Source organism: Pseudoxanthomonas kalamensis DSM 18571 (assembly GCF_010211745.1).
In the GTDB taxonomy this organism is placed as follows: domain Bacteria; phylum Pseudomonadota; class Gammaproteobacteria; order Xanthomonadales; family Xanthomonadaceae; genus Pseudoxanthomonas_A; species Pseudoxanthomonas_A kalamensis.
Window position 1 is genome coordinate 864530 of sequence record NZ_PDWQ01000001.1, and the last position, 13323, is coordinate 877852.

Consider the following 13323-nt stretch of genomic DNA (forward strand, 5'->3'; position numbering starts at 1 on the left):
TGGCGGACGATGTCGGCGCACCTGTCCGTTCCACCGGCTTCGCCAATCGGTCGCGCCGGGCTTGCTAGAGTGCGGTCACGGTCCGGACGAGGGTGTCGCCATGACGCAGCCGCTGATGCCTGCCGCCTTCCTTGGCCATGGCAGCCCGATGAACGCGCTGGAACGCAATCGCTACACCGAGGCGTGGCGCGCGTTCGGCGCATCGGTGCCGAAGCCGCGGGCGATCCTGATGGTGTCCGCGCACTGGTACGTCAACGCGCTGGCGCTGACCGCGATGCCGGCGCCGCGCACGATTCATGATTTCTACGGATTCCCACAGGCGCTGTTCGACGTGCAATACCCGGCGCCGGGCTTGCCATCGCTGGCAGAAGAAGTCGCCGATCTGGTGAAACCGGACTTCGTTGCCGGCCAGGATCGCGACGGCTGGGGTCTGGATCATGGCGCCTGGTCAGTGCTGGTGCATGCGTTTCCGCAGGCCGACATCCCGGTGGTGCAGCTGTCCATCGATGCGCGCCGGCCGTTCGAATGGCATCTGGCGCTGGGCGCCAGGCTGGCGGCATTGCGCGCCAGCGGCGTGCTGGTCATCGGCAGCGGCAACGTGGTGCACAACCTGCGCGCGATCGACTGGCAGCAGCCGGATGGTGCATTCGACTGGACGCGGCGGTTCGATGCCGATGCGCGCGAGTTGATGGCCGAGCGCCCGCACGAACTGCCTTCACTGGTTGCGCATCGCGACTACCGGCTGGCGGTGCCGACGCCCGACCATTTCCTGCCGCTGCTGTACCTGGCCGGACTGGCGGCGGCGGAAAAGACCGGCGCCAGCGTCCTCGTCGACGGTGATGCCTACGGCTCGCTGTCGATGACCTCGTACACCCTGGATGCGCACTGTCCGCAAGCTGGCGATGCGACCGATGGCGCGGCGCCGCTGGAAACGGTGTTGCCGCCGGAGAGCGCCAACATCTGAGCGCTGCGCGGCTGTGTTCCGCCGGTGGCGTTGAACACCGGCGCGCTCGCGCCGATAGTGGCGACCTTGCGCACTCCGGGGTCGGCGTGCGCATGGGCGATATCCGCCGCACCTTCATCCTGTCCGGGAGTCCGTCTTGAGCCGCTTGTTCGCTCCGTTGTCCATCGGTCCGCTGTCGCTGTCCAACCGCATCGTCATCGCGCCGATGTGCCAGTACTCGGCCAATGACGGCCGCGCCAGCGACTGGCACCACTTCCATTGGACCAACCTGGCCCTGTCCGGTGCCGGGCTGATGATCATCGAAGCCACCGCCGTCGAGCCGCGCGGGCGCATCAGCTGGGCCGACATGGGCCTGTGGGACGATGACACCGAGCGTGCTTTCGCCGCCGCGCTGGCGGTCGCGCGTGGTTATTCGCGCATGCCGATCGGCGTGCAACTTGCCCACGCCGGGCGCAAGGCTTCGACGTAGCGGCCTTGGGAGCAGGGTGGTGGAGCCATCGCGGCGGGCGAGGAACATGGCTGGCTGACCGTTTCGGCTTCGGCATTGCCCTATGCCGAAGGCGATCCCGCGCCGGACGAACTCGACGCTACCGGCATCGATGCGGTGGTCGAAGCCTTCGCCGCCGCCGCGCGTCGCGCGGTGCGGTTGGGCCTGGATCTGATCGAGATCCATGCCGCGCACGGCTATCTGCTGCATCAGTTCCTGTCGCCATTGTCCAACCTGCGGCAGGACGCATACGGCGGCTCGCTGGAAAACCGCATGCGGCTGCTGTTGCGGGTGTTCGACGCGGTCAAGGCGGCGGTGCCGGAGTCGATGGCGCTGGGCGTGCGCATCTCCGCGACCGACTGGGTCGAAGATGGCTGGGATCTGGTGCAGAGCGTCGAGCTGGCGAAGGTGCTGGATGCGCGCGGCTGTCACTACATCCACGTCTCCAGCGGCGGGCTGGACCCGCGCCAGCAGATCAGCATCGGTCCTGGCTATCAGTTGCCGTTCGCCGAGGCGATCAAGCGCGAGGTGCGGATGCCGGTGGTCGCGGTCGGCCTGATCACCGAGGCCAGGCAGGCCGAGTCGGTGCTGGCGCAGGAACAGGCCGACGCGGTGGCGCTGGCGCGCGGCATCCTTTACGACCCTCGTTGGCCGTGGCATGCCGCCGCCGAGCTGGGTGCGCAGGTCGCGGTCGCGCCGCAGTACCTGCGCTGCACGCCGCACGGGCTGGACAAACTGCTCGTCGCGCAGCAGTGAGGGTGACGCCGGCAGTGCGGCGCCGGATTCAGGCCGTGCCGCGTTCGCGTTCGATCGCGCGCCAGCCGATGTCGTGGCGGTGGAATTCGTGCGACCACGAGATCGCGGCGACCCCGGCATAGGCGTCGCGTTGCGCCGCTGATACCGATTCGCCCAGCGCGGCTACGCACAGCACGCGGCCGCCGGCGCTGACCACCCGGCCCTCGGTGTCCAGTGCGGTGCCGGCGTGAAAGACCTTGGCGGTGTCCGGTACGGCGTCCAGACCATCGATGACCTCGCCGGTGACCGGCGATTCCGGATACGGGTGGGCCGCCATTACCACGCCCAGCGACGGCCGCGGGTCCCACTGCGCATCGACGGTATCCAGCCGGCCGTCAATGGCGGCCTCGACCAGTTCGATCAGGTCCGATTGCAGGCGCAGCATCACCGGCTGGGTTTCCGGGTCGCCGAAGCGCACGTTGAATTCGATCACCTTCGGTGCGCCGTTCTTGTCGATCATCAGCCCGGCGTACAGGAAACCGGTGAACGGCACGCCATCGGCGGCCATGCCGGCCACGGTCGGTTCGACCACCTCGCGCATGATTCGCGCATGCACCTCGGGGGTGACCACCGGCGCCGGTGAATACGCGCCCATGCCGCCGGTGTTGGGGCCGGTGTCGCCGTCGCCGACCCGCTTGTGGTCCTGCGAGGTCGCCATTGGCAGCGCATGGGTACCGTCCACCATCGAGATGAAGCTGGCTTCCTCGCCGTCGAGGAACTCCTCGATCACCACCCGCGCCCCCGCTTCGCCGAAAGCATTGCCGGCCAGCATGTCGCGCACCGCGGCCTCGGCTTCGTCCAGCGTCATCGCCACGATCACGCCCTTGCCGGCGGCCAGGCCATCGGCCTTGATGACGATCGGTGCGCCTTTGTCGCGGACATAGGCCAGCGCGGCATCCACGTCGGTATGCACTTCGTAGAACGCGGTGGGAATGGCGTGACGCTTGAGGAAATCCTTGGCGAACGCTTTGCTGCCCTCCAGCTGCGCGGCGGCGGCGCTCGGGCCGAAGATGCGCAGCCCGGCATTGCGGAAGGCATCGACCACGCCAGCCACCAGCGGCACTTCCGGGCCGACCACGGTCAGGCCCACGCCTTCGTCTTGCGCCAGCTTCAGCAGACCGGCGATGTCGGTGACCTTGACGGCTGCGTTGCGACAGCCGGCTTCGGTCGCGGTGCCGGCGTTGCCGGGGGCGACGATTACCTCGCTCACGCGCGGCGACTGCGCCAGCTTCCAGGCCAGGGCGTGTTCGCGGCCACCGGCGCCGATGACGAGGAGCTTCATGAAGCAGTCCTCGGGGCGGGGCACTCGCTGGCCGGCATCGAGACTTCGAAGATCAGCTTGTCCGAGGCATCCACGAAACGGCGGACGAGGACAGCATCGGTGCCGCGTAGCGGAGCGATGGCCGGCAGCGCACACAATCGCGGCAATTCGCGTTGTTCGCTCTGGTGCAGCTCGTCGAAGCGCGGATTCTTGCGCAGCGTGTCGGCATCGCCTTCCGGGCTGCGGATCAGGAACACCAGGCGCTTGCCTCTGGCCTCGACCGATTCGGTGACCAGGTCCTCGAAGTACGGCGCCGGCAGGGTGGCGGCGATCTGTTCGCGCACCTGTTGCACCGCCGGGTCGCGGGTGGTGCAGGCGGCCAGCACGAGCAGGCCGAGCGCGAGGATCGCGGGGCGAAGGAAGGAGGTCGTGGCCATGTCGCGCTCCGGCAGCGGAAATGATCGGTCAGTGGCGGAAGTGCCGCACGCCGGTGAATACCATGGCGATGCCGTGTTCGTCGGCTGCGGCGACGATTTCGGCGTCGCGCATCGAGCCGCCGGGCTGGATCACCGCCTTGATGCCGGCTTCGGCTGCGGCGTCGATACCGTCGCGGAACGGGAAGAAGGCGTCCGAAGCCATCACCGAGCCGGGCACGACCAAGTTGGCGTCGGTTGCCTTGATCCCGGCGATGCGCGCCGAATACACCCGGCTCATCTGCCCGGCGCCGACACCGATGGTGCGCTGGTCGCGGGCATAGACGATCGCATTCGACTTGACGAACTTGGCGACCTTCCAGGCGAACAACAGGTCGGCGAACTGTTGCTCGGTGGGCACCTGCCGGGTAACGACCTTCAGCTCGTCGCGGGTGACCACGCGGTCGTCGGCGGTTTGCAGCAGCATGCCGGAGTTGACCCGCTTGGCATCGATGAAGCCGGGCGAAACCGGCGCCAGCGGGATGCGCAGCACGCGCACGTTGACCTTCTTCTTGGCGTACTCCAGTGCGCCTTCCTCGTAGTCCGGCGCGATCAGCACCTCGACGAACTGACGGTCCAGGATGACCTTGGCGGTGGCCGCATCCAGCGTCCGGTTGAAGGCGAGGATGCCGCCGAAGGCGCTGGTCGGGTCGGTGGCGTAGGCCAGTTCGTAGGCGTCGCCACAGGCCGCGCCGACCGCCACCCCGCAGGGATTGGCGTGCTTGACGATCACGCAGGCCGGCGCATCGAACTGGCGCACGCATTCCCACGCCGCATCGCTGTCGGCGATGTTGTTGTAGCTCAGTTCCTTGCCCTGCAACTGGGTGAACGTGGGCAGCGAGCCCGGCGCGGGGTACAGGTCGCGGTAGAACGCGGCCTGCTGGTGCGGGTTCTCGCCGTAGCGCAGGTCCATCACCTTGACGAAGCAGCCGTTGGCTTGCGCGGCGAACTGCGCCTTGCTGCCGTCTTCCTGCAGGGAGGACAGGTGGCTGCTGATGCAGCCGTCGTAGTAGGCGACGCTGTTGAACGCGGCCACGGCGAGCTGCCAGCGGGTCTTCGCCGACAGCGCGCCGGCGTTGGCGTCCAGTTCCTCGACGATGCCGGCGTACTGCGCCGGGTCGGTGGCGACGGCCACGCGCGCGAAATTCTTGGCCGCGCTGCGCAGCATCGCCGGGCCGCCGATGTCGATGTTCTCGATGATGTCCTCGAAGCGGCTGTCCGGGTTGGCCGCCACTTGCGCGAACGGATACAGGTTCAGCACCAGCAGGTCGATTTTCTCGATGCCGTGCTGCGCCATCACCGCATCGTCCAGGCCGGCGCGGCCCAGCAGGCCGCCGTGGACCATCGGGTGCAGCGTCTTCACCCGGCCATCCATCATTTCCGGGAAGCCGGTGACGTCGGACACGTCCTTCACCGCCAGGCCGGCGTCGCGGATCGCTTTCGCGGTGCCGCCGGTGGAAAGCAGTTCCACGCCGTGCGCGGCCAGCGCCTTGGCGAGTTCGATCAGGCCGGTCTTGTCGGATACGGACAGCAGGGCCCGGCGGACGGGCGTCGGTTCGGACATTGTGGGGTGTGCGCTGGGAAACGGGCGCACATTGTAAGACCTGCGCGGCGGGGCTGTCCGCGCGCCGGCCGCGACCCGCTCAGTCCAGGCCGTAGTCGCGCAGCTTCTTGCGCAGGGTCGAGCGATGGATGCCCAGCAGTGCCGCGGCGCGGCTCTGGTTGCCTTCGCAGTGGTTCAGCACTTCGACGAACAGCGGGATTTCCATCTCGCGCAGGACGATGTCGTACACGTCGTTGGCGGTGCAGCCATCCAGATCGCACAGGTAGCGCCGGACCGATTGCGCGACGTGTTCGCGCAAGGGCTGGCGGTTGTGGCCACGACCTGGATCATGGCGGTTCGTGGCGGTGATCAACGCGACTCCCCGGAGAGTATTGCAGCGGACTGTGCTCGAAACGTGGACAAAAACCCGGCATTGCCGGCCGCCGCGACTGTTGTTGTGGAATCGGCGGGGGAGCGAGTCTAGCGCGTGAGCGCGGCTTGCGCACGTCCGTCCGGATCAAACTCAGCGGAATTCGAATGCGAAGGCGACCGCCGGCGTCGACGGCTCGCGCAAACGGAACGCGATCTGCGCACTTTGTCCTGGAAGGATCAATGTATCGGCGGCATCGCGGCTGTCGGCGTCGGCCTGGCTCAGATAATCGTCCGGCTGGAACGCGCGGGTGGCGACCACGCGGCCGTCGGCATCGGACAACGACAGCACCAGCACCGGCCACGGCTGTGCCCAGCGCGCATCGTTGCGGAAGCTGGCCTGCACCTGCAATGCGCCGTCTCGTTCCGGCACCGGACGCACGTCGCGGCTGAGCATGGCGAAGGCTTGCGGTTCGCGCCAGGCCGGCAGTTCGCAGCCAAGCGAATTGCACAATGTTTCGACGACCGGCCGCCATTCGGGATCGCCCGCCAGTCGCGCGCGGTCGGCCAGCAATACCTGCAGGCCGAGCAGCAGGGCCAGCGCGATCAGCAAGGCCCATTGCCAGCGGGGAACGGGTGGTCGCGGTGCCGCGTCCGGGCGGGTGAAGCTGGGCAGGGTCTCGGCGCTTTCATCGGCGGCGTCGGAGATGACGACGACCTGGGAAGCATCGACGGCATCGGGCGACGTCGCTTCGAGGTGCGCGTCTGCCGGTTCCGGAATGTCTTCGCTGGGAGTGGCGACATCGGTCGCTACGGCTTCCGTGATCTCCACGGCCTCGACGGCCACCAGTTCCGGTGTTTCCTCTGCTTCGGCCGCGAGCGGCTCGTCGTCACTCTCGGGTTCCGAAGGGGCAATGACGTCGTCGCTGACGGTTTCCTGCCCGACCGTGTCTTCGGCTGCGGTGGATGCCTCGGAAGCAAGCAGTTCCGGCGCCGGCACCCGCAGCAAGGTGGCCAGGCTGGTCGGCGCCTTCGCAGCGGCGCTGTCGACCGGCTTGCCGCAGCGCGGACAGAGACGCGAAGCGTCCGCCGGCCAGTCGGCATCGAAGGGGAACTGGCAATGTGGGCAAAGCTGGCTCACCGGCGTATTCCAACATGGTCGCCACGCAGGGCGCGGCGGCTTGCAAGGGCAGGCGTCGGCCGGGTCAGCGGCGCACGCCGTCGATGCGCATCCAGTCGTCTTCCCGTTCCGTGCGCAAGTCGTCGAACCAGGCCGCGTAGCGCTGCAGCAGTTCCCCTTCCTGCCCGTGCAGGATACCCGACAGCGCGATCCGCCCGCCCGCGGCCACGCGTGCGGCCAGGGTATCGGCCAGCGCATCGAGCGCCGAGGCCAGGATGTTGGCGACGACGATGGGGTAGGCGCCGGCTGGTTCGTCCTGCGGCGCGAACACCGCCAACCGCTCGCCGACCTGGTTGCGTTCGGCATTGTCGCGGGTGGCCAGCAGGGCCTGCGGATCGTTGTCCACGCCCACCGCCTGCGCCGCGCCCAGTTTCAGCGCCGCCAGCGCGAGAATGCCCGAGCCGCAGCCGAAATCCAGCACCGGTTGCCCCTGCAGTTCGCCACCGATGGCCAGCCCGTCCAGCCAGCGCAGGCACAGTGCGGTGGTCGGGTGGGTGCCCGAGCCGAAGGCCAGCCCCGGGTCCAGCCGCACCACGGCCGCGTCGGCGGCCTGCGCCTCGTCGGGCAGGGCGTGATTCCAGGGCACGATGAAGGTGCGGCTGCCGAAGCGCATCGGCTGGAACTGGTCCAGCCAGACGCGCTCCCAGTCCTGATCCTCGATGCTGCGGAAGCCGGCGCGGCTCCAGTCCAGACCGGGATCGAAGCTTTCCAGCGCGGCCAGCAGCAACAGGGCGTCGGTGCCGGCCGGAAACAGCGCGGTCAGCACCAGGGTGTCCCACAGCGGGGTCTGGCCGACGCCGGGCTCGAGGATGGCGCGCTCGTTGCTCGTGTCGGCCTCGGCGTCGAGCAGGGATACCGACAGCGCGCCAACGTCTTCCAGCGCGGTTTCGTAACGCGGCTGCTCGGATTCGGCGCAGCGCAGGGAAAGTTCCAGGTAGGGCACGGCAGGGTCGAAGTCGAGACGGGAAGCGCAAGGATACGCATCCCGTCACCGTGGTGCCGGCCTCAGCCCAGCGCGATCGACTTGTTCTTGCGCTCGGCCAGGCGCTTTTCCAGGTAGTGGATGTTCTGCCCGCCGGCCTGGAAGCCCTTGTCGCGCATGATCCGCTGCTGCAGCGGGATGTTGGTGCGGATGCCGTCCACGACCATTTCGCTCAGCGCCACCTTCATCCGCGCGATCGCGGTTTCGCGATCCGGTCCGTGCACGATCAGCTTGCCGATCATCGAGTCGTAGTTCGGCGGCACGCGGTAGCCGCTGTAGATGTGGGTGTCCACGCGCACGCCGGGGCCGCCGGGCGGGTGGAAGGTGTTGATCAGACCCGGATGCGGCATGAAGGTTTCCGGGTCTTCGGCGTTGATCCGGCACTCGATGGCGTGCCCGCGCAGCACCACGTCCTCTTGGCGGATGCTCAGCTTGCGACCGGCGGCGATTCGCAGCTGCTCGGCCAGCAGGTCGATGCCGGTCACCATCTCGGTCACCGGATGCTCGACCTGGATGCGGGTGTTCATCTCGATGAAGTAGAAGCGGCCGTTCTCGTAAAGGAACTCGAAGGTGCCGGCGCCACGATAGCCGATGCGCAGGCAGGCTTCGACGCAGACCTTGCCGATCTCGGCGCGCTGTTCGTCGCTGATGCCCGGCGCCGGCGCTTCCTCGACCACCTTCTGGTGGCGGCGCTGCATCGAGCAGTCACGTTCGCCCAGGTGGATGGCGTTGCCCTGGCCGTCGGCCAGCACCTGGATCTCCACGTGGCGCGGATTCTCCAGGAACTTCTCCATGTACACCTGATCGTTGCCGAACGCGGCCTTGGCCTCGGACTTGGTGGTGGCGATGGCGTTGTTCAGCGCGGCCTCGGAGTGGACCACGCGCATGCCGCGACCGCCGCCGCCGCCGGCCGCCTTGACGATGACCGGGTAGCCGATCTCACGGGCGATCCGGGTGTTGGTCACGACGTCGTCGTCCAGCGGGCCACCGGAGCCGGGCACGCAGGGCACGCCCGCGGCCTTCATCGCGCGGATCGCCTCGACCTTGTCGCCCATCAGGCGGATGGTGTCGGCCTTGGGGCCGATGAAGACGAAGCCGGACTGTTCGACACGCTCGGCGAAGCTGGCGTTCTCGGACAGGAAGCCGTAGCCAGGATGGATGGCCTGGGCGTCGGTGACTTCGGCCGCGGCGATGATCGCCGGGATGTTGAGGTAGCTTTCCGACGACGGCGCCGGGCCGATGCACACCGATTCGTCGGCCATGGCCACGTGCTTGAGGTTGCGGTCGACGGTGGAATGCACGGCCACGGTGTGGATGCCCAGCGCGTGGCAGGCACGCAGGATGCGCAGGGCGATTTCGCCGCGGTTGGCGATGACTACTTTATCGAGCATGGTCGGTTCTCGGTTGTTTCGCTCGTCCGGCCCGCCGGCATGCAGGCCGGCGGGCGTTCGCAGGCGCGCGCCTGCGGCGCTCGAATTCCCTGCTCACCCAATCACGAACAGCGGCTGGTCGAATTCCACCGGCGAGCCGTTCTCGACCAGGATCGCCAGTACGGTGCCGGAGACTTCGGCTTCGATCGGGTTGAACATCTTCATCGCCTCGATGATCGCCAGCGGATCGCCGGCCTTGACCGTCTGCCCGACGGTGGCGAACGGCGGCTTGTCCGGCGAGGCCGAGGCGTAATAGGTGCCGACCATCGGCGCGCGCATCACGTGGCCGTCAGGCAGGTCGGACGCGGCCGGGCGCGCGTTGCCGCCGGTGGCTGATTCGGTCGGCGACTGCATCGGCATCGGCGCCTCGGCACGCGGCGCGGCGGCGACCGGGGCGGCATGCATCATGTGGGCGACCGGCGCGGTGACGGTATTGCGCGACAGGCGGACGGACTCCTCGCCCTCCTTGATCTCGATCTCGGCGAGATTGGATTCTTCCAGCAGGTCGATGAGTTTCTTGATCTTGCGAAGGTCCATGGTTCGGCCCTTGTCTAGTGAATGTGGAAAGTAGGGGCAGGGGACAGTTGCTGCTGGCCCGATGACCGCGAAGGGGTGAAGAAGCAGCGGATCAGCCCGTAGTTCGGGTTGTCGGGATCGTCGCGAAACCGGCGCATGCCGTCGTAGGTCAGGTTGTCGTGGCGCAATCCGTGCGCGTCCAGCAGGGCTTTGGCGGCGGTTTCGAAACCGTCCTGCTGTCCCGGTTCGGACCAGAAGCGGACTTCCAACTGGCCGAATTCGGCCTGCCCGCGGATGCAGAACGGCATGTTGCTGCCATAGGTCTCGTCGAAGTTGGCGTCGGCACGGCCGCTCCATTCCAGGTCGAAACGGTTGTCGTGGCGCTGGCCGATGCGGATGTCGGATTCGCGCAGCGGCTCGTAATCGCACAGGTACAGGGTAGGGCCGCCGTCTTCGCCGGGGTCGGTTTCCAGGTCGAAGTGCAGCCGGCTTCCGGCAATCGCGCTCCAGTCCGGCACGCTCAACGGCAATACGTCGGTGAAGAAACACGGCGCAAAGCACGGCGCATCGGTGGCGTCCGGGAAGACGTGTTCCTTGCAGCGGACATCCAGCGACCAGCACACGCCGGCATCGGCAACGTCCGAGTACAGGTATGCATTGATGGCGGCGGACTCGATGCCGAGGCGCAGTCCGTTCAGCATGGCGTGACCTTCGGTAACCGGAGTCATTCGACGCTGGCGTCCAGCTGGCGCATCGCCGCGACCAGCGCCAGGCCGTAGCTCAGCGGGCCGAAGCCGGCGACCACGCCGACGGCCAGGTCGCTGAAGTAGCTGCTGTGGCGGAACGGTTCGCGGCGGTGCGGGTTGGACAGGTGCACCTCGATGAACGGCACGGCCACTGCGGCCAGCGCGTCGCGCAGGGCCACCGAGGTATGGGTGAAGGCGGCCGGATTGATCAGCACGAAGTCGGTGTCGTCCTCGCGGATGGCCTGGACCCGGGCGACCAGCTCGTGCTCGGCATTGGACTGGAAGCTTTCCAGCTCGTGGCCCTTGGCCATCGCCCGCGCCTTCAGGTCGGCGTCGATGTCCTCGAGCGTCGCATGGCCGTAGATGTCCGGCTCGCGGGTGCCCAGCAGATTCAGGTTGGGCCCGTGCAGGACCAGCAGCTTGGCCATGGGGGAACTCCAGCGGCAGGGCGCGCAGTGTGCGGGATGCTGGCGTTAGTGTCCAGATCAACGAAGTTGACGTTGTTTTAAGCGAACGTTTGAATTTGTTGAGGATGCAGCGCAAATCCTGCAATGGCGGGCTCAGCGGGTCCAGCCGTCGATTTCGCCGGGCTGGAACGGGCCCAGCTTCTGCTTGGCGATCCGGCCATTGGCGTCGATCAGCACCGTGTACGGCAGGGCGCCACGGACATTGCCCAGGCGCACGCTGGCATCGTCCGCACCGGGCAGGTCCAGCACGATCGGGTAATGCACCGGCAGCTGCCGCAGGAAGGCGCGGACCGCTTCCGGGGTGTCCAGCGCCAGCCCGATCACTTGCACGCCGTTATCGCCCTGTTCGCGGGAGTAACGGTCAAGTTCCGGCATTTCCTGCAGGCAGGGGCCACACCAGCTGGCCCAGACGTTGATCAGCAGCGGCCGGCCGGCGAAACGGCCGGGCAGTTTCAGTGGCTGGCCGTCCGGGTCGGGCAGGGTCAGCGCCGGCATCGGATCGCCGATGGCGACCATCGGCGCGGCTACGCTGACCTGTTCCGGCGCCGGGGATGGGGGCGACGGCTTGCGGCCATGCTCCAGCCACAGCCCACCGGCCAGGCCCAGCAGGCCGGCCAGCAAGGCTGCCAGCAGGGTCAGGGTGGTGGAGCGGCTCATTGCGTCGCCCGCTGCAGGGCGGAAACGACGATGTCCTCGGTCAGCACTGCCGGCAGTGCTTCGCCCTCGCCGCCGCCGCGCGGATAGACCACGTACAGCGGCACGCCGACCGCGTGGTGCTGTTCCAGATAGGCGCCGATGGCCGGATCAACATTGGTCCAGTCGCCAACCAGATAGGCGGCATCGGCGTTCTTCAGGGCTTGCCGGAACGGTTCGCGCGACAGCACCGCGCGTTCGTTGGCCTTGCAGGTCACGCACCAGTCGGCGGTCATGTTGACGAAGACCACCCGGCCTTCGTCACGCAGTGCCTGCAGGCGCTCGGCCGACCAGGCTTCGCGGCCTTCGCCTGCCACGGCCTGCGTCGTCGGTGAGGATAGTCGGGTCACGCCCCAGACCGGCAGCAGGGCGATCAGCGCCAGCAGCAGGGCCGGTACCCGGCTGGCGACCGAACCGCGCCAGCGCCGGCGTTCGAACCACCACAGCGCCAGCGCCAGTATCGCCAGGCCGGCGGCAACCAGCGCCATCGCATTGACGCCGCGCTGCTTGCCCAGCACCCACAGCAGCCAGATCGCGGTCAGGTACATCGGGAAGGCCAGCACCTGCTTCAGCGTCTCCATCCAGGCGCCCGGTCGCGGCAGGCGCGTGGCCAGCGACGGCACGAAGCCGATCAGCAGGAACGGCAGCGCCAGCCCCAGCCCCAGGGCCAGGAACACGGCCAGCGCCAGTGCGGCCGGGGCGGTGAAGGCGAAGGCCAGCGCGGTACCCATGAACGGGGCGATGCAGGGACTGGCGACCACGCAGGCCAAGATGCCGGTGAAGAAGTCGCCGGCCGGTCCGGTCTTGCCGGCCAGCCGGTTGCCCAGCGCGCCGGCGCTGCCGCCGAGAGTGAACACGCCGGACAGGCTCAGGCCGACGGCGAACATCAGATAGACCAGGGCGGCGACGAACCCCGGCTGCTGCAGCTGGAAGCCCCAGCCCAGCGCCTGACCGCCGGCGCGCAGGGCCAGCACCAGTCCGCCGATCGCGGCGAAGGCGACCAGCACGCCGAGCGTGTACCACAGCGCATGGCTGCGCGCGCGCGCATGGCTCTCGCCGCTTTGCGCCAGCCCCAGCACCTTCAGCGACAGCACCGGCAGCACGCAGGGCATCAGGTTCAGCACCAGACCGCCGAGCAGGGCCAGCAGCAGGGCGCTGGCCAGGCCGGTACCGGAGCCGGAACGTTCGGGTGGCGTGCTGCGATTGGCGTTGTCGTCACGCGCGTCGGTGGCGGGCGTGACTGCCGTGCCGTCGTCGAGGTCGTTGCCGTCGGTCGTGGGGGTGTCGGCGACCGCAATGGCGGCGTCGGCATTGTCGGGGACGGGATTATCCGCAGCCGTATTTGCATTATCGGTTGCGGAATCGGTGGCCGGCACGGCATCGCTGGCGGCGGCGACCGTACCCGCCGGCAGGGCGA

Annotated in this window: 13 protein-coding genes and 1 pseudogene; 2 read left to right on the plus strand and 12 right to left on the minus strand. The window is 68.2% G+C overall.

Features of this window, described 5'->3' with window-relative positions; translation table 11 throughout:
• The first annotated feature begins 100 nt into the window (after positions 1-100).
• Both ygiD and CSC70_RS03820 read left to right on the plus strand, forming a co-directional pair.
• A complete protein-coding gene (gene ygiD, locus CSC70_RS03815) occupies positions 101-964 on the plus strand; it encodes a 4,5-DOPA-extradiol-dioxygenase (RefSeq protein ID WP_246189309.1) in 864 nt (287 codons plus the stop codon).
• A gap of 136 nt (positions 965-1100) precedes the next feature.
• Positions 1101-2207 (plus strand): annotated as a pseudogene (locus CSC70_RS03820) (NADH:flavin oxidoreductase/NADH oxidase).
• 28 nt (positions 2208-2235) lie between these two features.
• Here the strand turns inward: CSC70_RS03820 and purD are convergent.
• The 12 genes from purD to CSC70_RS03880 form a co-directional block, all read right to left on the minus strand.
• Positions 2236-3528, minus strand: a complete 1293-nt coding sequence (gene purD / locus CSC70_RS03825) for a phosphoribosylamine--glycine ligase (protein WP_162455279.1) — start codon at positions 3526-3528, stop codon at positions 2236-2238.
• Positions 3525-3944 carry a hypothetical protein gene (locus CSC70_RS03830; RefSeq protein ID WP_162455280.1) on the minus strand — a complete coding sequence of 140 codons (420 nt, stop codon included), beginning with the start codon at positions 3942-3944 and terminating at the stop codon, positions 3525-3527. The genes purD and CSC70_RS03830 overlap by 4 nt, the downstream gene beginning before the upstream one ends.
• Before the next feature lie 28 nt (positions 3945-3972).
• The gene (purH, locus tag CSC70_RS03835; protein ID WP_162455281.1) at positions 3973-5544 is read right to left on the minus strand and encodes a bifunctional phosphoribosylaminoimidazolecarboxamide formyltransferase/IMP cyclohydrolase; all 1572 of its coding nucleotides are present in this window, start codon (positions 5542-5544) and stop codon (positions 3973-3975) included.
• Positions 5545-5623: 79 nt separating this feature from the next.
• Positions 5624-5896: a DNA-binding transcriptional regulator Fis gene (fis, locus tag CSC70_RS03840; protein WP_162455282.1), complete on the minus strand. Its 273-nt coding sequence runs from the start codon at positions 5894-5896 to the stop codon at positions 5624-5626.
• 150 nt (positions 5897-6046) lie between these two features.
• Entirely contained in the window at positions 6047-7033 is a 987-nt protein-coding gene (locus CSC70_RS03845; protein WP_162455283.1) for a DUF3426 domain-containing protein, read from the minus strand.
• A 64-nt stretch (positions 7034-7097) separates the two neighbouring features.
• Entirely contained in the window at positions 7098-8015 is a 918-nt protein-coding gene (gene prmA / locus CSC70_RS03850) for a 50S ribosomal protein L11 methyltransferase (RefSeq protein ID WP_162455284.1), read from the minus strand.
• A gap of 62 nt (positions 8016-8077) precedes the next feature.
• A complete protein-coding gene (gene accC / locus CSC70_RS03855; RefSeq protein ID WP_162455285.1) occupies positions 8078-9445 on the minus strand; it encodes an acetyl-CoA carboxylase biotin carboxylase subunit in 1368 nt (455 codons plus the stop codon).
• Positions 9446-9538: 93 nt separating this feature from the next.
• The gene (accB, locus tag CSC70_RS03860; protein ID WP_162455286.1) at positions 9539-10021 is read right to left on the minus strand and encodes an acetyl-CoA carboxylase biotin carboxyl carrier protein; all 483 of its coding nucleotides are present in this window, start codon (positions 10019-10021) and stop codon (positions 9539-9541) included.
• A 14-nt stretch (positions 10022-10035) separates the two neighbouring features.
• Positions 10036-10701, minus strand: a complete 666-nt coding sequence (locus CSC70_RS03865; protein ID WP_211369401.1) for a hypothetical protein — start codon at positions 10699-10701, stop codon at positions 10036-10038.
• A gap of 23 nt (positions 10702-10724) precedes the next feature.
• Positions 10725-11174 carry a type II 3-dehydroquinate dehydratase gene (aroQ, locus tag CSC70_RS03870; protein ID WP_162455288.1) on the minus strand — a complete coding sequence of 150 codons (450 nt, stop codon included), beginning with the start codon at positions 11172-11174 and terminating at the stop codon, positions 10725-10727.
• 132 nt (positions 11175-11306) lie between these two features.
• Positions 11307-11870 carry a TlpA family protein disulfide reductase gene (locus tag CSC70_RS03875; RefSeq protein ID WP_170293796.1) on the minus strand — a complete coding sequence of 188 codons (564 nt, stop codon included), beginning with the start codon at positions 11868-11870 and terminating at the stop codon, positions 11307-11309.
• On the minus strand, positions 11867-13323 hold a 1457-nt coding region (locus CSC70_RS03880; protein ID WP_211369402.1), incomplete at its 5' end, for a protein-disulfide reductase DsbD family protein. The genes CSC70_RS03880 and CSC70_RS03875, both read right to left, overlap by 4 nt.